The sequence below is a fragment of the Kitasatospora sp. NPDC091276 genome, from assembly GCF_040684355.1.
Classification (GTDB): Bacteria; Actinomycetota; Actinomycetes; order Streptomycetales; family Streptomycetaceae; genus Kitasatospora.
On the sequence record NZ_JBFBFU010000019.1, the window covers coordinates 47,775 to 73,625 of the forward strand.

A 25,851-nucleotide genomic window follows, 5' to 3' on the forward strand; every position below is an offset into this window, starting at 1 on the left:
GGTTCACGACGTGCTCCCGGTGCGGTCGGAGGAGCCGGTGGAGGAACTGGCGGGGGCGTCGGCAGGGGCGCCGTGGGCGGCCAGGAGCGCGGCGGCGTAGTCGGGCTCGTCGAGGGCGGTGCGGGCGAGGCCCGCCCCGGGGTCGAGGGCGGCCACGATGTCCGGCAGGGCCTGACGCAACCGGTCGCACAGGGCGTCCATGGCGGCGGGCAGGGCGCGTACGGCCGAGGGGGTGAGCACGCCGGTCGCCAGCAGGGGGCCGGCCAGGCGCCGGGCCTGGCGCAGGCCGTCGAGCGCGGCGAGGTCGGCCGCCTGCGGAACGGGCCACCCGTGCGCGGCGGTCCCCTCCACCGCGGCCTCGGCCGCGAGCCGGCGGGCCTGGACGTCCCCCAGCTCCAGGGCGTCCTCCAGCAGCGGGTTCCACAGCTCCAGGTCTCGCTGGAGCGAGCCGTGGAGCGCCTCGGTACGGGCCGACGCCGCGGCGGCGAGGTCGTCGGCGAGCCGGTCCTGCAGCGCGGTGACGACCGCGGGCCACCACGCCGCGTCGGTCGGGTCGGCCGAAGACGGGCCCGGGTCGGCCGGGAACCGGCCCGGACCGGCCCTCCGCCGATCGGTGCGTGCCCGCTCCTCGGCGAGGGCGCGGCCGGCGTCGAGCAGGATGAGGGTGTTGTCGCCGCCGGCGTTGTCGAAGGCGCGGGCGAAGCCGAGGTAGCCCGGCAGCCGGTTGTGGTCGAAGAGGCCCGACACCCCGCAGCGGTGCTGGAGGGAGTCGACGAGGTCCGCCACGGCCCGGGTGCTGTGCGCCTTGTGGAGGGCGAGCGAGCGGTCGACCGCGGCCCAGGGGGAGAAGGTCATCGCCGTGCCCGGCCCGTCGGAGGGCTTCGCGGCGCGCAGCCCCGCCCACGTGGACAGGGCAGCCCGGGCCGTGCAGCGCAGGGAGAAGGCGACGGCCAGCGCTCCGACGACGGCGTGCTGCTGGGTGCGGTACTCCAGGACCGGGCTCCCGGGCGCCAGCCGGCCGTGCGAGCGGCGGCCCGCGCTGAACCGCCAGGCCATCGCCGCGCTGCGGCCCGCCAGGCCCGCCATCGCGGACGGCAGGGTGGCCCACAGCCCCTGGCCGCAGCTCAGGGTCCGCTGGAGGCGGGCGTCGGCGCTCGGCTGCGGGTCGTGCAGCACGCCCGTGGCGTCGATCCCGGCCCCGTCCGCCAGCCAGCGGTCGTACGGGATCCGGGCGCCGTGGAACCGGACGAGGCCGTAGGGCAGCGGGAGCGCGCCCACCGGGAGCGGGCCGGAGACGGACACGCCCGGTGCCGGGCGGCCGTCGGCCCCCGTGATGTCGACGAGGAAGGAGAACACTCCCCCGTCCCGGGCGCCGGTCAGCAGCCGTGCGCAGACCACCGCCTGCTGGGGCAGGCCGAGCGCCGCGACGGAGGAGAACTTCGCGGCCCGGTGGTCCGGGGTGTGCAGCGTGAACGCGCGGCGGGCCGGGTCGAACCGGGCCTCGGTGCGGATCCCGAGGTGGCTGCCGGCGTCGCCGATCTCGGTGACCAGGAAGGATCCCTTGGTGCGTGCGTGCGCGAGGGCGCCGTCCGGGTCCGCGGTCTTGCCGCCCAGGAGGACCAGCGAGCCGACGCACAGGGTGTAGTGGGAGAGAAAGGTCTGGTAGAGCGATGGATCCGCCAGCGCCGTCGCCTCGCTGAGCGCGGCCAGCAGTTCCGCGTCGGCGACCACCTCGACCGCCGGCGGCAGCGAGGCCGCCAGGCGGGCCAGCCGCCGGTGCGCGCTGACGTCCGTGCGCAGGGCTGCCGCCCCGTGTTCGGCCCGGTGGTCCGCCAGGAGCTGTCCGAACTCCGAGGCCCGCCGGGGAGGGAGCAGCGCCGAGAGGCGGGTCAGGACGTCGATCGCGCCGGCCTCCTCGCCGGGCCTCCGTTCGGTGTTCAAGAGTCCCCCCGTGCGGCCGTCGTGGTCGGGTGGTGGTGGTGCGACGTGCCCTCTCCCGGCGCGGCGGGAGGCGGGCAGGAGCACGGGGGCGGCAGCGGCGTCTGGGGGCCGGTCGGCCACTGGCCGTCGGCGACCGGCGCGAGCGCGTCCTGCCGCGGGTCGATCCTGCGCACGCTGTTCGCCAGGGTGCTGCCGGTGCCCGCCTCGACGACCAGCGAGGCGTCCGCCATCGACGCGCCGAACACCGCAGGCAGGTCGAAAGGCCTGACCAGGCACGCGGACAGCGCGCTCGGCAGATCGCTGTCCGCGCGGTAGAACCGGCCCGCCACCGCCGAGTACACCGGTCGGCGCGGCGGGGACAGGCGCAGCCGCCGGGCGAAGTGCGCGAACGCACCGGCCTCGTGGACGAGCGCCGGGTGGTGGCTCATGAACGGGAGCCGCAGCCGCTGCGCCCCCACGCCGTGCGCCGTCGCCGACCGTTCGACGACGGCGAGCCCGTCGAGCGGGCCGGAGACCACCGTCTCCCCGCCGTGGTTGACGCAGGCCACCACCACGCCCGTGCCCGGCCCGGCGGCCGCGAGCAGCCGGCGGGTTGTGGCCGGGCCCGCGCCCAGCAGTGTCATGCCGCCGCCGTGGCCGGTCAGCAACTGCCCGAGCCGGCAGGCCAGACGGGCCCCGTCGGCGACCGAGCAGCATCCGGCCGCGGTCAGCGCGGGGATCTCGCCGAAGCTGACCGCCAGGAGACGGTGCGCCCGGCAGCCGTCGGCTTCGAGTGCGCGGTGCACCGCCAACGACACACCGAACAGCGCGAGTTGTACGGTCCCGGCCGGCTCGGCGGCCAGCGCGCCGGCACTGAGCGGGGAGTCGCCTGCCAGGTGGGAGCCGCCACCCGAACGGGAGCCGCCGGTCAGGTGGGAGCCGCCTGCCAGCCGGGGGCCGATCGGCGCCACCCCGAACTCGGCGGCGACCACGTCGGCCTCCTCGAAGACCTCGGCGACCGCGCGTGCCAGCGACCCGACGCGGGGAAGCGTCCGCAACAGCGGGGTCAGACTGAAATCCCCCTGCCCGGGGAACATGTGAACGAACTTTCCGGTGGCCGTGGGACTCTGCGGACGCTGCGGGCCGGACATCACGGATTCCGCCTCCACCCTGGGGCACGTTCGAAGGAAACGCCCCGACGCCACCGATGGTGGAGGCTGCGGCCGCCCTCGCGGGCCCTTTTCGACGGCCGGCCCGTCAAGCTTTTCCGGGCGTCAACTTCCCAGGAATCAGATCGAGTTGAGAATCCCATTCGGGCATCCCGGCGGCGCTGCGAGCGGATAGCATGGCGGGATGTACGCAGCACGACCGCGTACCGCGGAGGCCTGACCGGGCCACCGTGAGCGCGGCGTCGACGACCCGCCGGGAGAGACATGGCCGTCCGCCGTGTGCCGAACGCCCGCCTTCGCGAACTCCTCGAAGAAGCCCGATGGACCGGAGAGCAACTGGCCCGGGCCGTCAATCAGATCGGCGCCGAATCCGGATGGGCCCGGGCCTACGGGCGCGCCTCGGTGCACCAGTGGCTCACCGGGGCCGTTCCCCGCAAGCCCGCCCCCCACCTGGTCTGCGCGGCGCTGGGCCGTCGGCTCCGACGGCCCGTCACCCTGGCCGACGCCGGATTCGGCGACCCGCCGCCGGACACCCCGGCGCCGGATTCCCCGGCGGTGCTCGCGCGGCTCGCGGCGGCGGCCGTCGCACCCGATCGCCACGGGAACCTCCTCTCCTACCAGCCGCCGCCCGCACCGCCCGCAAGCCCGACCGGCCTGGCCGAAGCCCTGACCGGAGGCCGGACCGAAGCCCCGACCGGCGCGTCGGTACCCGCGGGCACGAAGGGGCCCCCGCCCCAGCCGGACGCACTCGCCCTGCTGCTGCCCGTCTTCTCCGCGATCGACCGCGTCCACGGCGGAGGCCAGGCCCGCACCGCACTCGCCGCGTTCCTCGCGACCACGGCGGCGCCCATGCTCGCCGCACCCGCCCCGCCCGTCCGGCACTTCGGCATCCTCGGAGCCACCGCCCGACTGTGCTACCTGTGCGCCTTCATGCACATCGACGACGACCTCAACGGCCTCGCCGGCCAGTACTACCGCCTCGCCCTCGACCTGGCCCGGCACGCCGGCGACACGGCCGCCCAGGCGATGACCCTGCGCGCCATGGCCACCCAGGCCTACGAACTCGGCCACCGGCGCCAGAGCCTGCGCCTGGCGCAGGCCGCCGCAGACTGCCGCATCAGCTCCTCGGCGCCGCGGCTGCGCGCCTCCGTCCTGGGGCAGCTCGCCCTGTCCGAAGCCGCCCTCGGCGATCGGACGGCCGCGCTGCGCCACATCGGCGACGCCCGCGACCTCCTCACGAACGCCACGGGCCCGCCACCGCCGATCGGCGACTACCACCGCGCCTCGTGGGACCACCAGCGGGCCCTCGTCGGAGTCGAACTCGGCGACCCCGCCGGGGCGATCAAGCTCCTGGAGGTGTCCGCCGCCCGCAGGCCCCGGGGCGAGTCCCGCTCCCGTGCCGTCGTCCTCAGCCGACTGGCCGAGCGCCAGCTGGCGGCCGGACACATCGAAGCCGCCTGCGCCACCTGGCACGAGTTCCTCGACGTCTACCCGCTGCTGGCCTCCCGCCGAGCCCACCTGGCCAGGGCGCGGATGCCCGGGCTCCTGCTCCCCCACCGCCGGCGGCCGGCCGCGGACCACCTCATCCAACGGGCCACCGCCCTGGGGCGTGCCTGACGATTCGCGCACGCGGCAGCGGCCGGGCCTCCTCCCCGTCAGGGCCGGCGCGGAGTCCGCGCGAGGACGTCGGTCGCGACCTCCGTGACCGTACGGTGGTAGGCCACACTCACCGGCCCCAGGCCGCCGATCGCCCCGACCACGGCATCCGTCGCGTCCACAGCGCCCTCGGCAGCCCGCAGCGGGGCGATCACACCGACGGTCGCCGCCGCCGCGATCTCCTCCGGCCGCAGGGCGTTCAGACCGTTGAACGCCACGAACGCGCCGGAGCGGATCGTCGCCGCCAGGGTGCTGCCGGCGGAGACCAGCACCAGGTCGCTGGACTCCGCCACCGCACGGACGGCGCGCCGCCGGTCGGAGGAGCGGTAGCACCACTGATCGGGGTGCTGGCCTCGAAGCAGCGGGAACCGCGCGCGCAGCACCCCGAGGATCTCCGCGACCTCCTCGACCGGTGAGCACGGGTGCTGGACGAAGGACAGCCGCTCGGGATCGACGGACCGCAGGGCCTGCGCCCCGGCCACGTCGGGCACCCGGACCCGCCCCGCCTGCTGCGCGGCGGGGTCAGCCGGGGCGAAACCGCCGCCGCCGAGCACGAGGACCGTGTCCCCGCGAACCTCGTACTGCCGGACGGCGGCCCACGCCGCGGCCGCCCGCGGGCACTCGGCCTGCCCGGCGCCCCCTGCGGACGGGGGAAGCCGGTCCAGGGGCTGGGACGGGACGACCGGGGTCGGCCCGCACGCGGGCGCCGACGCGCAGACGATCAGCCGCCTGGTCCGCACCGTGGCCGACCAGACGCGGACGGCCTCCGCCGCCACCGCCTCCTGGCGGGCCGGAGCGATCACGGCGATCCCCACCACGGCCCCGTCCAGGTCGATGTAGGTCGTGGCGAACAGCCGCCCACCCCGGCCCGCCGGCAGGATCCCGCCGGCACCGATCCGGGCGGCGAACCCGCGCTCGTGGAGCCACCCGGCCACGAGCGGGGCCGCCGGGCAGGTCACCGGTCCGCGCGTCGGATGGACGTAGCCGGACAAGACGGTGATCGGACCGCCAGGGCCCGATGCCACGTCGGACTGCTCCGTCAACCGGGACCGGTTCATGCCGGCTCCTCCCCAGGGTGGATGGCCACGTCGTTCGGCTCCGGCGAAGGTCGCGGACGCCGTTGGTGATCTTCCGAGTGTGCCCGGTGGAGCCGCGTCGGCGAGCTGCGGACAGCGCCGTGGACAGAGGTGTCGCCCGCGGGTGTCAGGCGGGCACGGCCGGCAGCGCTCCGGCGGGGGCGGCGGGGGCTGGAGCGGGCGACGGGCCGGATGTGAAAGTCGGATTCTCCATGAATCCGACCCGATGGTTCGCCGTCTACGAATGGAAGTCGCATTGTCCGGACGGTCGGACGGCCGGAATCCAATCCACACCACAATGGTTCACCAGCGACAGGATTAACCTGAACGCCGCATTCGGACAAGAGGCCGAGTCGACCAAGTGGGCCGCGAATGCCCTTGCGGTGGAGACGAGTTGAACGAAGGGCCAACCGGTCGCGCCGGGCGCCCGGGCGGGTCTCCGGAGTTCGGGGCACAGGTACGGTGCGCACGCGAATAGTCCAGCCGACGGCGGCCTGCGTGGCGCGATGCCACCGGCGCTGGAATATTGCTAGAAGTGACGACAGTCACACGCAATGGAGTTCGATGTGCGCTTCGCGACACGCGATGTCCGCCGCTCGGTCATCGTCAGCCTCATGGGTACCACGCTCGTCTGGTACGACTTCTTCCTCTACGTCAACGCTTCCGTGCTGGTCTTCAAGCACCAGTTCTTCCCCTACCTCTCGCCCTTCGCGGCGACCCTCACCGGCATCGGCCTCTACGGGGCCGCGCTGGTGGCACGGCCGGTCGGCGGGGCCCTCTTCGGGCACCTCGGCGACCGCCACGGCAGGCGCCCCGCCCTGGTCGGCGCGCTGCTGCTGACCGGGGCCTCCACCGGCCTGGTCGGGCTGCTGCCCGGCTACGGCCAGATCGGCTTCGCCTCCCCGCTCCTGCTGGTCACGCTGCGCCTGCTCCAGGGGCTCGGCCTGGGCGGTGCGTGGGGAGCCGCCACCGTCGTCGCGCACGAGTGCGCCGAACCGGGGCGCCGGGGGCTGGTGTCGAGCTGGGCCCAGATCGGCGCACCGGCGGGCAACCTGCTGGCGTTCGGGGCCATGACGGCGGTCTCCGGCGCGCTGACACCCGCACAGTTCATGACCTGGGGCTGGCGACTGCCCTTCCTGCTCTCCGCCGTGCTGGTGGTGGTGGGGCTGTGGGCCCGGGCCCGGATCGAGGAGACCCCCGCCTTCCGGACGCTCGCCCTCACCGGGGCCCGCAGCAGACGGCCGGTCGTCGAACTGATCGCCCGGCACCGCAGGCAGCTGCTCGTCACCACGGCGATCACCGCCGGAGCCGACGTCGTGCTCTTCGGCTTCTCGTTCAACTACGTCCTGACCCTGCTGCGCGTCGCCGGCCTGTCGCTCAACGCCCTGATCGCGCTCTCGCTCCTCGCTCCGCTCGCGCTGATCGCCCTGATCCCGTTCTTCGGCGCGCTGTCCGACCGCTACGGGAGACGACGGGTCTGCCTGGCCGGGACCATCACCATGGCGCTCTGGGCCGCCGCGTTCGCGCCCCTGCTGCGCTTCGGCTCTCCCCCGGTCCTGGTGCTCGCCTACCTGCTGTCGCTGGTGGGATTCGCCGCGATGTACGCCCCCCAGGCGGCCCTGGTCTCCGAGCTCTTCCCGAGCCGCGTGCGCCTCAGCGGAGCCGCCGTCGGCTACCAACTGGGCGGACTCCTCGGCGGCACCCTCGCCACCTACCTGACCGCCGAGGCCGCCGACTGGTTCAAGTCCCCGGCCGTGACCCCGCTCTACGTCCTCGCCGTCCTGGTGGTCAGCGGTACGGCGCTCCTCACCCTCGCGCGCCACGGCGAGGACGACGGCTCCCCCGCAGCGGCCGGGCCGTCGGGCTCCGGGCTCCCCACCCCGTCGAGCCGTCCCCCAGCACCGGCCCCCGGACTCCCCGGGTAAGCCGGCCCGCAGCACCACCGGGTTCCCCCACCCCGAGAAAGGCACGACCCCATGAAACACCCCATCGGTATCGCGGCCGCCGCCCTCACAGCAGGCACCCTGGTCGGCGGACTGCTCGTGTACGACACCTCCGCCGCCGGAGTGCCCCAGGTCATCACCTGCGAGGACAGCTTCACGATGACCTTCAGCTCCGGCCTCACGCTCGTCCCCCAGGACAACATCACGGCCACCCTCGGCGACCCCAAACTGCTCAACTGCACCGGTGACGCCCCCATCACCCAGGCCGACTACGTGGGGACCGGCCTCGGCAACGGCGTGACCTGCGCGGCCGGCAACTACCAGAACGCGCCCGGCACCCTGCAGCGCGTCACCTGGGAGACCGCGAACGGCCAGCCCACCACGGAGGACCCGGGCACCACCGACTTCACCTGGGACATGCAGCCGATCCAGGACCTGCTCAAGTCGAGCAACCCCCTCAGTGGCGGCATCACCGCGGGCCGCTACAAGGGCGCCACCTGGACGGTGGTCCTCGACCCGGTCAAGTCCGACATCGACCTCACGGCCTGCAGCACCCCGACCGGCCTGAAGTCGATGACGCTGGACGGGACGGTCACCATCACGCTGCCCACCGGCACGCAGTCCCCCACACCGACACCGACCTCCACATCCAGCCCGACCGCCACCCCCACGCCCACGCCCACCGCCACCCCCACGGTCACCCCCACTCCCACGCCTACGGTCACCCCCACGGCCAGGCCCATGCCCGTCCCCTTCGTCCCCGCGCAGGACGCCTGATCCCGAACGGGCGCCCCACCGCCGCGCTCCCGCAAGCCCCACCCCTCGCTGCGGAGCGGGCGGTGCCCGGCAGGCTCGGGCCGGACCGGACGAGTCCCCTGGACGCGGCGGCCTGACGAAGCGCCGGGCCCCGACGCCGATCAAGCCGGCGTCGGGGCCCGGCCCGCTGTTCTAGAAGGTGAGGGTGATGCAGCCGCTGCCGCCTGCGGTGCCCTCGGTGCCGTCCTCGCCGGGGGTCTGGGGGTCGTCGAAGTTGCCGACGTAGTCCTGGCCGTCGCCGCCGTCCCCGCCGTCCCCGCCGTCGCCGGTGCCCACGGGGCAGGCGGCCGGCACAGGAGCCCCCGCTGCACCGCCTTCGCCGCCCACGCCACCTGTGCTGCCGGGGACGGTCTCGCCGACGGTGGCCGGTGTCACGTCGAGGCCTTCCTCACCACCGGCGCCGAGGTCACCGTCGGATCCGCCTGTGCCGCCGGGCCCTCCGCCCTTGCAGGCGGAGGCGGAGGCGGGGACGCTCCCTCCGCCGTGGCCTCCCCCTCCCCGGGCGCCTCCGAGCACGCTGCCCGCGCCCCCGCCCCCGGGCCGTGACCCGCCGTCCACGGCTGCCAGGACGGCTGCGCCGCCGGTGAGAGTGGACCGGCCCCCGGCGCCCCCGGCACCGCCGTCGGCACCCGGGTCGGCCTCCTCACCGCTGGCGCCTCCCGCTCCACCGGCTCCGCCGGTGCCGACGGTGAGGGTCAGCACGTCGCCGGGGGTGACGGCCAGGGTGCAGGTGACCCGGGCGCCTCCCCCGCCGCCGCCTCCCGCCCCGCCCCCGCCGCCGCTCTTGAAGAGGCCTGTGCCTCCTCCCCCGCCCCCGCCGCCTCCCCCGGAACCCGCCGCGACGAGGGTGACGGTGATGCCGGTGACACCGTCCGGGACGGTGAACGTGGCGTCGCTGGTGAAGGTCCGGGTGGTCGCGTCCCGGGCGGGCGCGGTGACGCCGGCCGGCAGGACCAGCGCCCCCGCGAGGCATCCGGAACCGAGGGCGGCGCGCACCCTCCGGGGGCGGGCAGGCCTCACACGGGCTCCGGCCGTCACACCATGGTCGTCGCTCATGCTCAAACAGTGCTGCGGCCCCGGTTCTCCCGCGACGCCGGAGGGGGGATCGGGTGACCCGGCCCGCCCTCAGCGGGGCGCCGGCAACGGCCACCGGGCCCGCCCGCTCCGCGGCGCCCCGGGCTCGCGCACGTAGACGAACAGCCGAACGGCAGCAAGGCTTCCCGGTCGGCTGGGTACGCCTGTCCGGATGAGACACGGAGTGCGCCGACAGCGCGCATGTACCGGTTGATCGAGTACCGGGGATTCTTGGCGCCAAGGCACGACACCGACGAACAGGAAGAAGAGCACACGATGAGGCGTCTGATGGTGGCGGCGACCGCGGGCGGGTTGCTGGCCGTAGCGATCCCGGGGGCGGCCGGGTCCGCGCACGCGACGGAGGTACTGAAGGACCTGACCTGCTCAGGGCCGGTGACGCTGACGTTCAAGAACCCGGTGACCGACGCGGCGGCATCGAACTCGTACACGGTCGAAGGCAGCCTCGACGACTGTTACAGCGCCGCCGGAACCAACTCGAACGTCGACCACGGCACGATCTCCTCGGTCGGCACCGGGACGTTCTCCTGCGTGTCCTACCATCCCTTCTCCGGAACGGCGACCTTCACCTGGTACGACGTCGACAACAGGGACCTCGGCCGCACCACCGTCTCCTTCCAGGGCGGGGAGAAGGGCAACTCGGGTGGCAGCGAGGTGACCAACGACGAGACCGGCATCACGGACGTGACCAGCACCCTCCTGCCCCTCAACAGCTACCAGGGCAGCTTCGACCTGTCCGGCATCACCGGCTCCTGCGACACCGGGGTGACCGCCCTGACCGGGAAACACGAGGTGGACTTCAGCCTCGCCTCGCTCTGAGCGCACAGCACGCGCTCCCGCGCCCCCGGGCAACATCCGACGCCCGGGGGCGCGCCATTCCTGTGGCCACTGCTTGGAAGGCGTGCACCGTTGCCGCGTCGACTCCGGCACGGTGGCGGACCGGATGCCGTCAAGCGCGTTGATCGCGCTGCGACATGACCACATGTCAGAGTGCGAACCGCTGGGCTGGAAGCCCGCTTCACCGCTACGTGCCGATGGAGGCGCAGACATGGTCGATGGAATCCGCGAAGAGGACGAGTCCGGCGGGCCGGGGGCAGCACCGGTGGCACGCCGAAGCCTTCTCAGGGCCGCAGGGCTGGGTGCCGCCGTGGTGGGCCTGGGCGCAGCCGTGCCCGCAGCAGCCGCAGCCGAGGACCGGTCCGTGGCCCCCTCAGGTGCCGCCCGTCGGCCGGACGCGCTCAACAGCGTGAACCTGTACTGCTCGGCGGACGCGGGCACCTACATGGGCGGCGGGACGGCCACCGTGCAGGTCACGATCGGCAACTTCAGCGGCACCGCGGCCACCGGACCGGTGTCGCTGAAGGTCATCACCCCGTTCTACGCCAACGTCGCGTCGCTGCCGTCCGTCAGCGACGGCACCTCCCGAGAGCCCCGCGAACTTCACCTTCTCCACCCCCTTCTACACCCAGATCCCCACCACCGGCCGCCCACCCGGCCTCACCACGCTCTACGAGAACAACGACCCCGCCATCCCCTCCGTCTACCGGCTCTCCGTCCCCCCGGGGCTCGGCGCCCTCGGACCGCAGACCCCCGCCACCATCGGCATCCCCTACCTGATGCAGAGCGGCGGCCCGAGGAAGTACGCCGTCTCCTCCGCCATGATCACCCCCACCGGCGGCGACACCCAGGGCGACCTCTCCATCGCCCACCACCACTTCGGCATGGTCTCCGTCATCAACACCCCCGTGTAGCCCGGTCGGATCACCGGTACTGCTCCTGGTGTCCTGCGCCGGATCTCCGGCGCAGGACACCAGTGCTCCGAGCCCGCTCCGCACGCCTCCGAGCGCCAGGCCCGCCCGGAACCCACTCGTACGCTCACTCCACCGCTTCCAGGCCCGGCAACGGCGCCGGACGGGGCCCGCTCGGCGCCGCCGGCCGCCGCAAGCGCGGTGTCCACCAGTTGAGTTCGCCGAGCAGGCGCATGGTGGCGGGGACCAGCAGCATGCGCACCACGGTGGCATCGACGGCCACGGCCACCAGGACACCGAGGGCGATCTCCTTCACGGTGACGACGGGGCTGGTCGCGAAGGCCGCGGCGACCAGCACGATCAGGGCCGCCGCGGCCGAGATCAGCCCTCCGGTGCGCCCGAGGCCGGTCACCACGGCATTGGCGTTGTCCATGCCGCCGCGGTGGAGTTCGCGGATCTGCGCGATCAGGAAGAGCTCGTAGTCGACGGAGAGCGCGAAGACGAACATCAGCATGATGGCGGCCTCCAACGCACCGACGTACCCGGTGGGTCGAAGGCCGAGCAGCCGGGCACCGTGGCCCTCCTGGACGGTCCAGGTGACGGCGGAGTAGGCGATGCCGAGGGACATCGTCGTGGTGATGACGGCCTTGACCGGGACCAGCAGCGATCGGAAGGCCAGGAAGAGCAGGCCGAGCGTGACCACCAGCAGGTACCCGACCAGCGCCGGGAGCCTGGCCCCCAGGGCGTCCAGGACGTCGACGTTGGCGGCGGCCGGTCCGCCGACCAGGACCAGGCCGCCGTCGGGCGGGTCGAGCGCCCGCACGGCGCGTACCAGTTGCTCGGCGGCGGGAGCGTCCGGAGCCTCGTCGGTGGCCACGGTCAGCAGCGCGCTGTGCGCGGTGCTGACCCGCAGCCGGACGTCCTGGGCGTCCGGCAGTCCGGCGAGCCGCTCCTGCCAGCGGGCCAGTTCGGCCTTGCCCGGCTCGCCGCCGATGTCGTCCCGCAGGTGGGCGACGACCTGGAGTTGGTCGAGCGCGGCCGCCGGGAAGTCCTCGTGCAGCAGTTCCTGGGCCCTGCGGCTGGCCGCCCCGGCGGGCAGGGTCCGCTGGTCGCTCGCCGCAAGGTGGAGCCCGACGACCGGCGCGCTCAGCACGGCGATCACCGCGACGGCGGCGGTGAGCCAGGCCCACGGGTGGGTGACGGCGCTCCGGCCCAGCCGGTACCAGAACCCCGTCTCCTGGTCCGCCGCCCAGGCCCGTCCGAGACCGGCCCGTCCGAGGCCCGGCAGCCGGATGCGCCCGGCGTCGACCCGAGGGCCGAGCACGGCCAGCACTGCGGGCAGCATGGTGAGGCTGACGGCGCCGGCCAGCGCGACGGTGACGGCGGCGCCGATGCCGAGGGAGCGGGTGATGGGGAACGGAAGCAGGCTCAGGCCCAGGACGGCGAGCGAGATGGCCGTCGCGGAGTAGAGCACGGTGTGCCCGGCGGTGGCCATGGTCGCGGCCACGGCTCGGTGCCGGTCGCCCCGGTGGCGCAGCTCACGCCGGAAGCGGACGACGACGAACAGGGCGTAGTCGACGGACAGCCCGAGAGCGATCATGACGACGACGTTGCGGGTGACGTAGCTGACCGGCACCAGCGGGGCGAGGAGCCGCAGCACCCCGAAGGCCATGGTGAGGCTCGCGCCGGCCACGGCCAGCGGCAGCAGGGCCGCGGCGAGGCTGCCGAAGAAGAGCAGGAGCAGCAGGAACAGCAGGGGGAAGACGTAGAGTTCGGCCCGGGTGAGGTCGTCGTCGACGGTGCGGTCCAGGTCGGCCTCGAGCGGGACCTGCCCGGCGTAGGTGACGGTGAACCCATCGGCGTGCAGTAGACCGCGCATCCGCTCGTAGGAGGCGGCCTTGGCGTGGTCGCCGGTTCCGGCCAGTCCGACGACCACGCAGGCCGCGTGCCCGTCGGTGGAGACGAGTTCCCGCTTGCCGGTGTTCCAGTAGTGCTGGGCACCCGCCAGCACGGTCCTGGGCACGGTGGCGAGCGCGGACCGCACGGCTTCGCCGAACTCCAGGTCGTCCACGGTGAGGGTTTCGCTGCGGAAGATCACGATCGTACTGGTGCCGCCCGCGTTGTAGTGGTGTTCGATGGCTTCGATCGCCCGGCCGGACTCGGCCCCGGGGTTGGTGAAGCCGCCGTGGGACAGCCGTGCGGGCAGCCCGGCCCCGGCGACCACGGCGACGGCCAGCAGCAGGGCGGTGGTCCACAGCACCGCCCAGCGGTGGCGGGCGACGAGTGCGCCGATCCGGGCCCCGACGCCGTCGGGCGGCGCCGGGGTGCCTCGTTCCGTTCCCGCCCGGGGGTCAGTCCCGGCGCAGGGCGAGGACGACATTGTGGCCTCCAAAGCCGAAGGAGTGGCTGACCGCGGCATCGATCCGCTGCCTCCGCGCGGTCCCGGTGACGCAGTCGATGTCGAACTCGGCGGTGTCGGGGGTGAGGTTGGCGATCGGCGGCACCAGTGCGCGCTCGATGGTCAGCACGGTGAGCGCCGCCTCGATCGCTCCGGCCGCGCCGAGGCTGTGGCCGAGCACGCCCTTCGGAGCGGTGACGCTGGGCCGGTGCGGCAGGGCGCGGGCGATCAGACCTGCCTCGGCGGCGTCGTTGAGCGGGGTGGAGGTGCCGTGGGCGTTGACGTGGCCGATGTCGCCGGCGCCCAGGCCCGCACTGCGCAGCGCCGTACGCAGCGCCTGTTCCGCACCGGCGGCGCCCTGGGGCGGCGCGGTCGGGTGGTGGGCGTCGTTGCTGGCGCCGTGTCCGGCGAGCACGGCGCGCGCCCGGGCACCTCGCGCCTTCGCGTCCGCGGCGCGCTCCAGGACGAGCACGGCGGCGCCCTCGGCCAGGACGAAGCCGTCCCGGTCGGCGGCGAACGGCCGTGAGGCGCCCGGTACGTCGTGCCCGCGCGCCGACAGGGTGCCCATCCGGTGGAACCCGGTCGCCACCAGCGGGCTGAGGGCGGCTTCGGCGCCACCGGCCAGGACGATGTCGCAGGACCCGGCGACCAGCAGGTCGTGGGCGATGGCCAGCGCCGTGGCACCGGAGGCGCAGGCGGTGGCGCAGGCGAGCGTGGGACCACGCGCGCCGAACTCCTGGGCCACCTCGCCGACGGCCATGTTGCCGATGACCATCGGGATCACCGTCGGCGAGACGTGGGCCGGCCCGCGCTGGTGGAGTCGGCGCAGCTGGTCCTCCCAGTGCGGCGCGCCGCCGAAGCCCACCCCGAGCACGACGGCGACCCGGGCGCCGTCCCACCCGCCGGTGTCCAGTCCCGCGTTCTGGACGGCCTCCCGGGCCGCGAGCAGCGCGAGCTTGCTGAACCGTCCGATCCGCCAGGCCTTCTTGCGCCCGACCGCCGTGTCCAGGTCCATGGCGGGGATGCGGCAGGAGAACGTCACCGGGGCGGCGTCGAGGTCCGGGTCCGGTGACGCCGTGGGTGTGCCGGCGCAGACCCGCTGCCAGGTCTCCTCGGCGCCGATCCCGGCCGGGGTGACGAGCCCCAGGCCGGTGACGGCGATCTCGGGGCGGTTCACGCGACGGGTTCGGCCGCGTCGCCGAGTCGGGCCTGGACGATCCGGGCGACGTCGACGAGCGTGCTCTGCCGGTCGGCGTCCTCCTGGTTGATCAGGATGCCGAACTCGTCCTGGAGCACGAAGGCGAACTCGGCCAGCGCGAGCGAGTCGACGTCCATCTCGTCGAAGGTGGCGTCGGGGCTGATGACGTCGGCGGATACGCCGAACCGCTCGACGAGCAGGGTCCGGGCGGTGGCGCAGACGTCGTCCACGGAGAGAGTCGAGTCCATGGTGGTGGTTCCTTTCCGGAGTGTGGGGGAGGTGGGCTCAGCCGCCGGCGGTGCGGTGGTGGCGGGTCAGTTCGGCCATGGCCTGGTCGAAGGTGGTGGGCGGCTCGAAGCCGAGGTCTCGCCGGGCCGCCGTGAGGTCGAACCAGTGCGGCCGGGTGAGCTGGTGGAGCAGGAACCGGCTGAGGCCGTGGTCGGTGTGGCGGCGGAGCACCGTCGTCGTGGCGTCGGCCAGGACGGCGGCGGCCAGCGCGACGGGGTAGGGCACCGGGTGCCAGCTCGCGCGGCGTCCGGCCGCGGTGAGGAGCCTGGCCACCACCTCGCGCAGCGGCCGCGGTTCGCCCTGGGCGATGAAGTAGGCCCGCCCGGCCGCCGGGTGGCCCGGTCGCAGCCGGTCCAGCGCGAGCAGGTGCGCGTGGGCCGCGGTGGCGAGGTGGCAGGTGTCGACGAGGTTGGTGCCGCGGCCCGGCATCAGCAGTCGCCCGGCTTCGGTCGCCCGCAGCAGGGCGGGCAGGAAGTGCGGGTCGCCGGGCCCCCAGATCAGATGGGGGCGCAGCACCGTGGTGGCCAGGTCCGGGCCGTTGGCGGCGAGGACGGCCGCCTCCGCCTCGGCCTTGGTGCGGGGGTAGGCGGCCGAGTGGCTCCGGGGCCCGGGCAGGGACTCGTCCGCTCCCCTGATGCCCTCGGGGGTGAAGGCCACGCTCGCGGTAGAGGTATAGACCAGTTGGCGAATGCCGAGGGCGCGGCAGGCGGTCAGGACGTGCCGGGTGCCGTCGACGTTGACCGCGCGGTACGGCCGCTCGGGCCCCCGGACCCCGGCCAGGGCCGCGTTGTGGATCACCGCCTCGCACCCGGTGAGGGCTCGCCGGGCCGTATCCGGGTCGGCGATGTCGCCCAGGTGCTGACGGACCCCGAGGCGCTCCAGCTCCGGACTCCAGCGGCGGTTCAGCGAGACCGCCACGTCGCCGCGCCCGGCGAGGCGGCGGCACAGCTCCAGGCCGAGGAAGCCGCTGCCCCCGGTGACCAGGACCCTCATCGCCCGCCTCCCCGCACGCCGCCCGGGCGTCGTCGGCGCAGCCGGCGGCGGGCCCAGCGGGCGAGGCGGTCGCGGTCGACGCGCGAGTTGTGCCTCGGGTCGGTGGGCAGCCGGCGGTGGAGCAGGACGGTGGAAACCCGGTGGCCGCCCGGCACCGCCGACAGGGCGTGCCGAAGCCCCTGGAGGACGGCCGTCGCCGAGTTGGCCGCCGATGGCGCCAACTCCACGCACAGCACCGGCCGTTGACGGCCTGCGGGCCCGAGGCCGATCAGCGCGGTGCGCCCGATGCCGGGCACCGCGTCGGCGATCCGCTCGACCACGGCGGTGTCGAGCGCGAACCCGGCTCCGTGCACCCGGTGCGCGGAGCGCCCGAGGAACCACAGCCGGCCGCTCTCGTCGAGCCAGCCGAGATCGCCGGTGCGGTGCAGTACGTCCTCCCCGGCGCCGACCTTGGCGGCCGCGTTCGCGCCCGGGCGGGCATGGTAGGCCCGGCTGACCTGCGGGCCGCCGACCGTGATCTCCCCGTAACTCCCTTGCGGAACTGGCCGGTTGTACGACACGGGGCCGACCGGCACCAGGACGTGGGCCGTGATGCCGGGCACCGGGCGGCCCAGGCAGACCCCGCGGTGGGCGTGCAGCGGTTCCGCGTGCGCGGAGGCCAGTTCGGCGCTGTCGATCACGCTGACCGGCAGGCATTCGGTGGCGCCGTACGCGCTGAGCAGCGTCGCCTCCTCCGGCAGCGCCCGGCGCAGCGCACGCACCAGCCGTTCGGACGGCGGGGCGCCGAAGGAACAGGCCAGCCGCACCGGGGCGAGCGACAGCCGGCCGTGCTCGCACTCCCCGGCCAGGGCCCGCAGCACCGCCGGGGAGGCACACACCACCGAGGTGAAGTGTTCGGTGACGGCGCGCGCCAGGTCGGCACCCCGGGTGCGGGCCGGCCTGAGGTGGTCGACGGCCGGGACGACGGTGGTGGCACCGGTGGCGGGCCCGAACAGGGCGAAGGGCAGGAACCCGGCGAGCAGCACCTCGCCCGGGCCCAGTCCCAGCAGCCCGGCGAGGGAGCGGACCTGGGCGGCCAGCTGCCGGTGCTCGTACTCCACGCCCTTGGGCACTCCGGTGGAGCCGGAGGTGAAGGCGATCAGCGCGAGCGAGGCGGCGGGCGGCGGGCTCGGCCATGACGGTTCCGGCCGCCCCGTCTCCGGCTCCGGCCGACGCGCGCACCACGCGCGCCACGCGCGGCCCGTGAGCAGTGAGACGGTGACGTGCGGGCGGGCCCAGCCGAGCAGCAGCCGGGCCAGCTGGGCGAGCGGGTCGCCGACGAACACCTCGGGCCGCGTCTCGTCCAGACAGGCCCGCAACGCCGGACGGGGCAGCGCCGGGTCGATCAGCACCGGCACCGCACCGAGGGCGAGCAGCCCATACACGGTGGTCACCAGGTCGTACGGGTCGCGGGCCATCACCACGGCCTTCTGCCCCGCGCCGACGCCCGCCTCGCGCAGTTCGCGGATGCGCGCCCGGCAGGCGGCCTCCAGCGTCGCGAAGTCGACGGTGTGCCACCGGCCGCGCGGAGCGGGCCAGACGAGCGCGGTGCGGTCCGGCTGCAGGCCGGCCCATCCGGCCAGGTGGGCGGCGAGCGTCTCCGGCCAGGCGTCCCGCTCCTCGGCCGCCCCGGGGACCGCGCTCACCACCGCAGGACCATGACGCCGAGGCTGGTGCCGCTGGCCAGGCCGACGATTCCCACCAAATCGCCCTCGTGCAGCCGGCCCTGCTCCTGCGCGAGTGCCAGTTGCAGCGGGATGGTGGCGGTGGCGACGTTGCCGTAGTCGGGGAAGGTGGAGATCACGGCCTCGGCGGGGATACCGGCGCTTGAGCAGAGGTCGCGGGTCATGGCCGCCGAAGGCTGGTGGACGCAGAACAGCGCACAGTCGGCCACGGAATCGACCAGTTCGCCCGCGGCCTTGAAGGCCTGTTCCCGTAGCTCCGCGAAGGAGGCCGTCAACGCGGCGTCGTCGACCTCCAACTCGTGCATCCGGCCGGTGGCGTACGGGCTGCGCAGTACCGCGCTCGGCCACGCGGCCGGGTTGGCGAAGAAGCGGCTGCCGAGGACGCCGGGCCGTTCGCTCGCCTCCACCAGCACGGCGGCCCCCATGTCGCCCAGCGTGAGACTGGCCAGTGCCGATGCCAGCCGACCGCGGTCCGGAACGCGCCAGCGGGTGATCCGGCTGGGTGTCTCCCCGGTGACCACCAGCACCCGCCGGTAGGAACCGAGCCTGATCAGCGCGTCCACGCTCTCCAACGCGCTGAGCACGCCGTTGCAGGCGTTCATCAGATCGAAGACCGGTGCCGTGACACCGAGTTTGGCGGCCACCACGTTCGCGGTCGCCGGCTCGTCGAGGTCCTTGCTGATCCCGGTGTAGACGAGCAGGTCGACGGCCTCGGGCGGGAGGCCGGCGTCGCGCAGGACGGCGGCGCCCGCCCGGGCCGCCAGGTCCGAGGGCATCTCCCCCGGCGCCGCCACGCACCGCTCGCGCAGCCCGAACATGTGCTCCAGCAGTCCCGCCGGCAGCGCGGCCCCGGGGCTCTGCCGGCGCAGTTCCTCCTCGATCTCGCGGGAACTCTGGCGGGCCTCGGGGACATGGACCCGCACGAGACCGATCCTGCTGTGGGGCGAGGGCATGGGCACCTTTCCGTGATGGTTCGTCATCGCGTGGACAGGAAGCGCCGAAGCGGCCTGATCAGGGAATCGCCGGCGTCCTCCAGGACGAAGTGGCCCGCGTCGGCGAAGGCGTGCACCTCGGCGTGCGGGAGTCTGCGCCGCCACTCCCGCAGGACGAGCGGTGTGAACACCGGGTCGCGCAGGCCCCAGCCGATGAACACCGGCAGCCCGGCGAGGTCGGCGCTGTCGTCACCGGGATCGACCAGGGACCAGGCGGGATCCGCGCCGCTGCGCGGGATCTGCCGCAGGAAGTCCCGCACCGCGCGGCGCTGCCACGCTCCGCGGTACGGCCGCAGGTAGGCGGAACGGACCTCGGCGGGCAGCGGCCGGACCACCCCGGCCCGCAGCGCCGCCCGGGGGAAGAGGTTCAGCAGGTGCGCCGCTTCGCCGAGCGGTCGGACGTCGCGCAGCAGGGCCAGCGAGCGCGGCAGCCGGTAGCCCTCGGGCCAGCGGAAACCCACGCTGTTCAGCACGACCAGCTTCGTGACCAACCCGGGATGCCGCCTCGCCCAGGCCAGGCCGATCGGCCCTCCCCAGTCGTGTACCGCCAGGGTCCAGCCCGCCGACGGCGCCCGGCGCTGCTCGATCAGGTGGGCCGCCAGCGCGTCGAGGTGCTCCAGCCGCTCCGCGAGCGGAATCGGACCGGCACCGGTCCTGCGCTGGGAGAGCCCCATGCCCAGCTGGTCCGGCACGACGCAGCGGAAATTCCCGGCCAGCCCAGTGACCAGACGCCGCCACAGATATCCCCACGTCGGATTTCCGTGCAACATGAGCACGACGTCGCCGGATCCGTGGTCGACGTAGTGCAGTCCGGATCTCTCCTCACGCCGCCAGTGCTCCGTGCCCGGAAAACCGGGCAGGCGATCCGCGGCCGGGGCTCGTCGGCCGCCGGGCGGGAGGGGTGGACTGGGCAGCACTGGGTCTCCCCTTTTTATCCGCTGGGCGGTCCGACGGGCCGACACCGAAAAGGTCTGCCGCAGAACGTAACCCGGCGCCGACGGAAGACCCGGCAAGTACACGCCGCCGTCCCCCGACTGCCTGACAGCAAAGATCGTTCACGATCCGTGGTAGCAAAAAGGCGACTTCGCAGGAAATCCCGGGCGCACTGCGACAGACGGATCAATATCGCGCCGCAAAGGCGAATCCGGCCCGCCCGAATCGCACGACAGTCCCCCGGCGACGATTCCGACACCAGCAGTTCGTACACACAAACAAAGGAGGACGTTATGGGCGATCAGCCCACTGCCCAGGGCGCACTGTCCGGGCCGCGCACCAGGCGCCTCTCGGTGCGGCGCCGGCGGCTCACCACCGTCCCGCTCGCCCTGGCCACCACCACGGCCGCGTTCCTCCCGCAGTCCGCCCCGGCCGCGGTCGCCGCCGACTCACCGGTCGCGACCGACGGGGCCAACGGGGCCGCCGAACCCCGGGCCGACCTGCTGCTCCGGCTCGCCTGCGTCGGAAAGGGCACAGCCGAGAACACCCAGCCGATCTGCGACACCCCCACCGCGACCAACGTGTCCTTGAACGACGGCACCATCGAGAAGTTCCTGGTGAAGAACTGCGGCCCCAGCCTGAACGCCGGCACGGTCACCCTCGACAGCGCCGTCCTGCCCGGTGTCTCCGTCTCCGGCTCCCTCACCCCTGGGTCCGACATCACGAACTGCAGCACCACGCACCCCAGCAGCCTGCCGGGCAGCAGGTTCCTCCTCAAATTCAAGCTCCGAGGCTCCCACGGCACCGGGCCGGGGCGCGGCACGTGCCGCGCCCCGGTCTCTGCTGGGAGCGGCCCCGGGTCAGCTCGGAGAGCCGGACCAGATGACGTCCTTGCGCAGCCGCCCGAGACCGTAGTCGAACTGGACGGAGAACCGGTCGGCCGCGCTGCCCGGCAGGGCGTACGCCGTCAGACCGGTGGCCTCCTCGCCCGGGGCCAGCGAGCCCTTGAGGATCTTCATCCGTCCGCTTCCGTCGATCAGCGTGAAGACGAGGTTGCCCTTGGCGTCCCTGATGGTGGGCAGCCCCGACCCGTTGAGCGAGACCTCCTCCGACCCGGTGTTGACGACGGTGATCCTCACCTGGATGATCTTGGCGTTCTTGGGGGTGTCCGACACGCTGTCACTCGGAACGTACGGCGTCGGCGCGGCCATCGTGACCTTCAGGCCGTCCCCGTACGTGTAGGACTGGCCGAACGACAGGCGCCGGGTCCTCTCGTCCGCAGCCGCCTTCTCCTGCTCGGCCTCGAACCTCTTCCGCTCGGCCTCGATCCGCTCCCGCTCCTTCGCCGCCCGCTCGTTGGCGGCCTGAGTCGCGGCATCGGCGCGAGCGCGCGCGGCGTTCTCCTCCGCCCGCCGTTCCTCGTCGGCCGCCTGCACCCGCGTCACGACGAACACCCCGGCGCCGACCGAGACCAGCAGACCGGAAATGCCCAGGATCACGCCCGCGAGCGCCATCGCCCGGTTGGTCGCCAGGCCCTTGCGGACGTAGCCCAGCCCGATGGCACCGAAGACCACGGCGAGCAGGGCCGGCAGCCAGGACAGCCAGAAGAAGATGACGGCCAGGCTGAGGACGCCACCGACGATCCCGAGCACCATGGCCGCGGTGCCCAGCCCGTTGCGAGGCTGCGGCGCCGGCATCGGATACGCGTACGGCGGCCAGTACGGGACGTTCGGAGCCGCGACTGGGGGCGCGGCGGGGGGCGCAGCAGGGGCGGGGGTGGCGGTCGGGGCAGGCACCGTGGCCTCGCCCTGACCCCGGGCCTCGCCCTCACCCTGACCCGGGCTCGGTGCCGCCCATGCGTTGGTGTCGGCCGGCTCCTCGGCGGACTGCGGGCTGTCAGGCAGGGCAGGAACGGTCATGCAAAATCCTTCAAGCGCTTGAGACGATGAGCGGCTGTTCAGCCTCGACGCCAAAGGATCACCTGATCCCCCGACGACAGCGACCGGATTTCCGCGAAGCGATCACCACCCCAGGCCGGACCCGCACGTCGACACCCCGGGACGGGACACCGACAGGGTCGGCGGGTGATCAACATACAGGTGCCCGGTGACAGCTCCGACGTCACGGTCCAAGCTCAAACCAGGAACGGCCGAGCCACCTGAAAGGGAAACACCCGCCACGGCCATCAGGACCGCACTCCTCACCGGGACCAGCCGTCCGGCCGGACTCGGCTTCGCCGTCGCCCGCGAGCTCGCCGAACAGGGCTACCACGTCATCCTCACCGCCCGCGACCACTCCACGGCGGAGTCGCCGGCCGCCCGACCGCGCCGGGACGGGCACCCACCCCGAGCGACAACGTGCACCCAATCCCCAGTCTCAGTCGCTTCAGTCCCTGCCGCCGCCCTGACCTGCGTGAATACGCAGCGACCAAAGGGCCCGGACAGCCCGTGGAAGCCGACAGTCGCTCGACCCGCCCCGGACGACTCCAGCCGTGAGCGCCCGAACAGCCGGTGCCTGAGCTGAGACAGTCAGAGCCCGAGTGGAGTCGGTTCAGGGGGCCGTCGCGGGAACGAGGTGGTCGAGTCCCTGCGCGCTGCCCGTCGCGGCCTCGATCGAGCGCGGCAGCATGATGCTCTCGTAGGCGCGGACGGCGTCGTCGACGCTGGGTTCGGTGGCGAGGGCGTGGGCGAGGTCGGAACCGTCGAGCATGGCGAGATTGGCACCCAGTCCGACCGGGGGCATCAGGTGCGCGGCATCGCCGAGCAGCGTGACGCCGGGGACGTGCTGCCAGGTGTGCGAGGCGGGCAGGACGAACAGGGGCCGGTTGACGAGCCCGCTGTCGCTGTCGCGCAGGACGTGGCGCAGGCTCTCGTCCCAGCCGTCGAACGCCCTCAGCAGGTGCGTCCGCACGGCCCGCTGGTCGCCGAGGTCGATACCGGCGGCCGTGTGCCAGTCCTCCGGCACGCGCAGCGCGATGTAGGCGCGGATGTGGCCGTTGCTGTTGCGCTGGGCGACCAGGGACCTGCCGACGCCCTTCGCCAGCATCGATCCGCTGCCGACCAGCCGCGCGAGGTCGGGGTGACGGGTGTCGCAGTGGTCGAATCCGGTCTCGACGAAGGTGACACCGGTGTAGCCGGGTACGGCGGGCGACAGGGCCGGGCGGACGCGCGACCAGGCGCCGTCGGCACCGACCACCAGGTCGAAGTCCTCGGCGGTACCGTCACCGAAGCACAGCCGGCAGGTGCCGTCGGCCAGCGGGGTGACCCCGCTGACGGCGCGGTCCCATCGCACCGTGCCCCTGGCGATCGAGTCCAGGAGCAGGCCGCGCAGTTGGCCCCGGTCGATCTCCGGCCGGCCGCCGTCGGCGGAAGGCCCCTGCTGCGCCAGGAGCGCGGCGGTGGCGAAGTCGAGCACGCGCCACGCGTCTCCTTCGGGGCGGGCGAGGGCGTGGAACCGGTCGAGGAGCCCCGCCGCGCGCAGGGCGGCCTGGCCGGTGTCGGCGTGCAGGTCGAGGGTGCCGCCCTGCGGGCGGGCGCCGGCGGATGCCTCGCGTTCGAAGACGGTGACGGAGCGACCGTGCTGCTGCAGGACCCGGGCGCAGGTGAGGCCGCCGAGGCCGGCGCCGACGATCGCGATGCGGGGACGGCGGGGATCACGGGGATTGCGGGCAGAGTTCATGGGAGTGCCCCTCGGGAGGTGGGTGGGCCGTTGGGAGGCCCGGCACCACCAAGAAAGCACACTCGCTAAATAAGCGCAACGACTAAACTTTTGCAGCGGATGCACTATGTCGGTATGGTGGGCACGTGACCGAACCGACCGGGCGCCGCGAGCGCAAGAAGGCCCAGACCCGCCAGTCCCTGGCCGACGCCGCACTCGACCTCTTCCTCGAACACGGCTACGACCAGGTCGGCGTCAAGGACGTCGCCGAGGCCGCCGACGTCTCGGTGACCACCCTGTTCAAGCACTTCTCCGGCAAGGAAGCCCTGGTCTTCGACCAGGAGGACGACATCGAAGCAGCACTCGTCGCCGCCGTACGCGAACGCACCCCCGGCACGTCGATCCCGCAGGCGCTGCGCGAGCACCTCCTGCTGACGCAGACCCAGTTCGCCGTCCACACCGCGGACCCGCGGTTCGCCGACTTCACGCGCATGGTGCAGGAGACCCCCGCGCTGCGCGACTACGCCCACCGCATGTGGACGCGCCACGAAACCGCCCTGGCACGAGCCATCGCCGAGGCCGTCAACGCCCCCGAGGACGACGTCAGCTGCGCCGCCCTCGCCCGTTTCGCCCTTGAGAGCCGCAGCCTCATCCTGCGGCACGCCGAACCGCGCCGAGCCGCCGACGAGGCCTTCGCCCTGCTCGAACACGGCTGGGCAGCCTCCCACCCGGGCACCTGACCCGGCCGCGCGGCCTCTCGCCCTATGCCGCGACGCCGAGTTCCTTGCCGGTCCGCCGGAGGAACTTGACGACCCGCGGCTCGCGGCGCCAAGGGGTGAGCGCGGTGTTGAACTCGCGGACGTAGTCCTTGGCCCGGCTGGACTGGACACGGGCGAGGATGTCGACGGCCTGGTGGCCGAACGCGAGGCCCTGATCCAGTTCCTTGCTCTGGAGGTGGGCGGTTCCGACGATGGCCAGCCGCATCCCGACCGAGCGGGTGAACACCCCGGGCGGCATGGCGGCGGCCTGCGCGTTCCACGCGAGGGCGGCCTCGGGGTGCTTCAGGTCGCGGAAGATCTCGGCGGCGTCGGCCGAGAGCCGCGCGTGGTGGTAGAAGTCGATCCACGCCGGCTCCTCGGCGCCGTCGCGGGCCTGGTCGAGCAGGCTCTCGGAGGCGGCGAGCGCGGCGGAGGCGGCCCGGGCGTCGTCGTCCCGGGCGTGGGCCCGGGCCTCGATGAGCTTGGTGAACGCGAGCACCCTGGGGGCTGCCCGGCCCTTGGCCCGCTCGAAGGCGCCCTGGGTCATGTCGATGGCCTCGCCGGCGAATCCCCTCAGCAGGGTCTGCATGGCCATCGTCGTCAGGACATAGCAGCCGAGCTGGACGTCGCCGCCGGCCCGGGCCAGGCGGAGGGCCTGGATGAAGTGCCGTTGAGCGACGTCGTGTTGGCCGACGTCGAAGGCGGTCCAGCCCGCCAGGCGGGACAACTCGGCCGTCGCGGAGAACAGTTGGCGGCCGACCTCGTCGCCGAAGGAGCCGTTCAGGAGCGGGACCGCGCGTTCCCGGAGGCAGGCGGTGACGGAGTCGGCCTTCCAGTTCCCGCCGCCGTATCTGGAGTCCCAGCGCCGGGCCTCGTCTGCGGCGTCCCGCAGTTCGGCGAGGTCGGCGGCGCCGACCCGGCCGCGGCCGCGGTGGGCGGCGGTGTCGTCGGCGGGGGTGACCAGCCAGCGGGTGACCGGGGTGGTGAACGCGGAGACGGCGAAGCCCGCACCGGTGAGGAAGTCTCGGCGGTTCACGCTGCTCCAGAACGAAGTGGCCGTGCGCACGGCCTCGGCGGGGTCCCTCGGGAAATCCCACCCCATCGCGGCGTCCGGTGTCCCGGCATCGGCCATACCGATCTCGCCGAGTTCCACGGGCCGGCCGAGCCGTTCGCCGATCGCCCGGGCCAGCAGCTTCGGCACGGGCCAGTCCGGCACCATGCCGCGCGCCGTCCAGTTCGCAACGGACGTGTGCGTGTAGGTCGTGGTCAGCCCGGCTTCGTGGGCGAGTTGGTTCACCCGGTGGGCCAGCGATTTGTGGCTGGCGCCCTCGCACTTGTCGATCATCCGGGCCAGTGCGTCGTTCGGCGGCTTGGTCCGGCGGGTGGTCGACGCCACGGCGTCCCCCTCAGTCGGTCCCCGCGCGGGCACGGGGAAGTCGTACACGGCCGGCCACGAGAAGTCGCGTGTCCGGCACCCGAGGACGGATCAC

General features: G+C 73.8%; 20 protein-coding genes. 6 read left to right on the forward strand and 14 right to left on the reverse strand.

Annotation, left to right across the window (positions count from 1 at the left end; translation table 11 throughout):
• Window positions 1-3: 3 nt before the first annotated feature.
• Both AB0O19_RS23425 and AB0O19_RS23430 read right to left on the reverse strand, forming a co-directional pair.
• On the reverse strand, window positions 4-1,941 hold the full coding sequence (locus tag AB0O19_RS23425) for a hypothetical protein (protein WP_363622019.1): 1,938 nt from the start codon (window positions 1,939-1,941) through the stop codon (window positions 4-6).
• Window positions 1,938-3,017 (reverse strand): acyltransferase domain-containing protein, encoded by a 1,080-nt coding sequence (locus AB0O19_RS23430; RefSeq protein WP_363622021.1) that lies wholly within the window; start codon window positions 3,015-3,017, stop codon window positions 1,938-1,940. Before AB0O19_RS23430 ends, AB0O19_RS23425 begins: the two co-directional genes overlap by 4 nt.
• Window positions 3,018-3,353: 336 nt before the next feature.
• Here AB0O19_RS23430 and AB0O19_RS23435 point away from each other — a divergent pair, with 336 nt between their 5' ends.
• Window positions 3,354-4,706, forward strand: a complete 1,353-nt coding sequence (locus AB0O19_RS23435) for a hypothetical protein (RefSeq protein WP_363622023.1) — start codon at window positions 3,354-3,356, stop codon at window positions 4,704-4,706.
• 38 nt (window positions 4,707-4,744) lie between these two features.
• Here the strand turns inward: AB0O19_RS23435 and AB0O19_RS23440 are convergent, their stop codons facing one another.
• Complete coding sequence (locus AB0O19_RS23440; protein ID WP_363622025.1) at window positions 4,745-5,737, reverse strand: hypothetical protein; 993 nt, start codon at window positions 5,735-5,737, stop codon at window positions 4,745-4,747.
• Between the two features lie 698 nt (window positions 5,738-6,435).
• Between AB0O19_RS23440 and AB0O19_RS23445 the strand changes: the two genes are divergently transcribed.
• Both AB0O19_RS23445 and AB0O19_RS23450 read left to right on the forward strand, forming a co-directional pair.
• Window positions 6,436-7,746, forward strand: a complete 1,311-nt coding sequence (locus AB0O19_RS23445; protein ID WP_363622026.1) for an MFS transporter — start codon at window positions 6,436-6,438, stop codon at window positions 7,744-7,746.
• 51 nt (window positions 7,747-7,797) lie between these two features.
• Window positions 7,798-8,541: a hypothetical protein gene (locus AB0O19_RS23450; protein ID WP_363622028.1), complete on the forward strand. Its 744-nt coding sequence runs from the start codon at window positions 7,798-7,800 to the stop codon at window positions 8,539-8,541.
• 171 nt (window positions 8,542-8,712) lie between these two features.
• On the opposite strand, the gene AB0O19_RS23455 is transcribed toward AB0O19_RS23450, so the two are convergent.
• Entirely contained in the window at window positions 8,713-9,636 is a 924-nt protein-coding gene (locus AB0O19_RS23455) for a hypothetical protein (protein ID WP_363622029.1), read from the reverse strand.
• 294 nt (window positions 9,637-9,930) lie between these two features.
• Here AB0O19_RS23455 and AB0O19_RS23460 point away from each other — a divergent pair, with 294 nt between their 5' ends.
• Window positions 9,931-10,491 (forward strand): hypothetical protein, encoded by a 561-nt coding sequence (locus tag AB0O19_RS23460; protein ID WP_363622031.1) that lies wholly within the window; start codon window positions 9,931-9,933, stop codon window positions 10,489-10,491.
• Between the two features lie 797 nt (window positions 10,492-11,288).
• The gene (locus AB0O19_RS23465; RefSeq protein WP_363581109.1) at window positions 11,289-11,423 is read left to right on the forward strand and encodes a hypothetical protein; all 135 of its coding nucleotides are present in this window, start codon (window positions 11,289-11,291) and stop codon (window positions 11,421-11,423) included.
• A gap of 124 nt (window positions 11,424-11,547) precedes the next feature.
• Here the strand turns inward: AB0O19_RS23465 and AB0O19_RS23470 are convergent, their stop codons facing one another.
• The 9 genes from AB0O19_RS23470 to AB0O19_RS23510 all read right to left on the reverse strand — a co-directional run bounded on the left by AB0O19_RS23470 (window position 11,548) and on the right by AB0O19_RS23510 (window position 23,624).
• A complete protein-coding gene (locus tag AB0O19_RS23470) occupies window positions 11,548-13,800 on the reverse strand; it encodes an MMPL family transporter (RefSeq protein ID WP_363622033.1) in 2,253 nt (750 codons plus the stop codon).
• Window positions 13,772-14,995, reverse strand: a complete 1,224-nt coding sequence (locus AB0O19_RS23475) for a beta-ketoacyl-[acyl-carrier-protein] synthase family protein (protein WP_363622035.1) — start codon at window positions 14,993-14,995, stop codon at window positions 13,772-13,774. Before AB0O19_RS23475 ends, AB0O19_RS23470 begins: the two co-directional genes overlap by 29 nt.
• Entirely contained in the window at window positions 14,992-15,264 is a 273-nt protein-coding gene (locus tag AB0O19_RS23480) for a phosphopantetheine-binding protein (protein WP_363622037.1), read from the reverse strand. Before AB0O19_RS23480 ends, AB0O19_RS23475 begins: the two co-directional genes overlap by 4 nt.
• A gap of 37 nt (window positions 15,265-15,301) precedes the next feature.
• The gene (locus tag AB0O19_RS23485; protein WP_363622039.1) at window positions 15,302-16,297 is read right to left on the reverse strand and encodes an NAD-dependent epimerase/dehydratase family protein; all 996 of its coding nucleotides are present in this window, start codon (window positions 16,295-16,297) and stop codon (window positions 15,302-15,304) included.
• Window positions 16,294-17,985 (reverse strand): AMP-binding protein, encoded by a 1,692-nt coding sequence (locus tag AB0O19_RS23490; protein ID WP_363622041.1) that lies wholly within the window; start codon window positions 17,983-17,985, stop codon window positions 16,294-16,296. The genes AB0O19_RS23485 and AB0O19_RS23490 overlap by 4 nt, the downstream gene beginning before the upstream one ends.
• Entirely contained in the window at window positions 17,979-18,944 is a 966-nt protein-coding gene (locus tag AB0O19_RS23495) for a 3-oxoacyl-[acyl-carrier-protein] synthase III C-terminal domain-containing protein (protein ID WP_363622043.1), read from the reverse strand. The genes AB0O19_RS23490 and AB0O19_RS23495 overlap by 7 nt, the downstream gene beginning before the upstream one ends.
• A gap of 53 nt (window positions 18,945-18,997) precedes the next feature.
• On the reverse strand, window positions 18,998-19,783 hold the full coding sequence (locus AB0O19_RS23500) for an alpha/beta fold hydrolase (RefSeq protein WP_363622045.1): 786 nt from the start codon (window positions 19,781-19,783) through the stop codon (window positions 18,998-19,000).
• Between the two features lie 1,023 nt (window positions 19,784-20,806).
• Window positions 20,807-21,865, reverse strand: a complete 1,059-nt coding sequence (locus AB0O19_RS23505; RefSeq protein WP_363622047.1) for a hypothetical protein — start codon at window positions 21,863-21,865, stop codon at window positions 20,807-20,809.
• Window positions 21,866-22,496: 631 nt separating this feature from the next.
• A complete protein-coding gene (locus tag AB0O19_RS23510) occupies window positions 22,497-23,624 on the reverse strand; it encodes an NAD(P)/FAD-dependent oxidoreductase (protein WP_363622049.1) in 1,128 nt (375 codons plus the stop codon).
• A gap of 125 nt (window positions 23,625-23,749) precedes the next feature.
• Between AB0O19_RS23510 and AB0O19_RS23515 the strand changes: the two genes are divergently transcribed.
• Entirely contained in the window at window positions 23,750-24,343 is a 594-nt protein-coding gene (locus tag AB0O19_RS23515) for a helix-turn-helix domain-containing protein (protein WP_363622051.1), read from the forward strand.
• Between the two features lie 22 nt (window positions 24,344-24,365).
• Here the strand turns inward: AB0O19_RS23515 and AB0O19_RS23520 are convergent, their stop codons facing one another.
• Window positions 24,366-25,757, reverse strand: coding sequence for a sporulation protein (locus tag AB0O19_RS23520; RefSeq protein WP_363622053.1), 1,392 nt, complete (start codon window positions 25,755-25,757; stop codon window positions 24,366-24,368).
• Between the last annotated feature and the right edge of the window lie 94 nt (window positions 25,758-25,851).

Excerpts from the sequence above, each read along its gene's own strand:
- AB0O19_RS23430 (WP_363622021.1), bottom strand. The coding sequence starts at position 3,017 with ATGTTCCCCGGGCAGGGGGATTTCAGTCTGACCCCGCTGTTGCGGACG.
- AB0O19_RS23435 (WP_363622023.1), top strand. The coding sequence starts at position 3,354 with ATGGCCGTCCGCCGTGTGCCGAACGCCCGCCTTCGCGAACTCCTCGAA.
- AB0O19_RS23445 (WP_363622026.1), top strand. The coding sequence starts at position 6,436 with ATGGGTACCACGCTCGTCTGGTACGACTTCTTCCTCTACGTCAACGCT.
- AB0O19_RS23450 (WP_363622028.1), top strand. The coding sequence starts at position 7,798 with ATGAAACACCCCATCGGTATCGCGGCCGCCGCCCTCACAGCAGGCACC.
- AB0O19_RS23455 (WP_363622029.1), bottom strand. The coding sequence starts at position 9,636 with ATGAGCGACGACCATGGTGTGACGGCCGGAGCCCGTGTGAGGCCTGCC.
- AB0O19_RS23460 (WP_363622031.1), top strand. The coding sequence starts at position 9,931 with ATGAGGCGTCTGATGGTGGCGGCGACCGCGGGCGGGTTGCTGGCCGTA.
- AB0O19_RS23465 (WP_363581109.1), top strand. The coding sequence starts at position 11,289 with ATGCAGAGCGGCGGCCCGAGGAAGTACGCCGTCTCCTCCGCCATGATC.
- AB0O19_RS23470 (WP_363622033.1), bottom strand. The coding sequence starts at position 13,800 with ATGTCGTCCTCGCCCTGCGCCGGGACTGACCCCCGGGCGGGAACGGAA.
- AB0O19_RS23480 (WP_363622037.1), bottom strand. The coding sequence starts at position 15,264 with ATGGACTCGACTCTCTCCGTGGACGACGTCTGCGCCACCGCCCGGACC.
- AB0O19_RS23485 (WP_363622039.1), bottom strand. The coding sequence starts at position 16,297 with ATGAGGGTCCTGGTCACCGGGGGCAGCGGCTTCCTCGGCCTGGAGCTG.
- AB0O19_RS23500 (WP_363622045.1), bottom strand. The coding sequence starts at position 19,783 with ATGTTGCACGGAAATCCGACGTGGGGATATCTGTGGCGGCGTCTGGTC.
- AB0O19_RS23505 (WP_363622047.1), bottom strand. The coding sequence starts at position 21,865 with ATGACCGTTCCTGCCCTGCCTGACAGCCCGCAGTCCGCCGAGGAGCCG.
- AB0O19_RS23510 (WP_363622049.1), bottom strand. The coding sequence starts at position 23,624 with ATGAACTCTGCCCGCAATCCCCGTGATCCCCGCCGTCCCCGCATCGCG.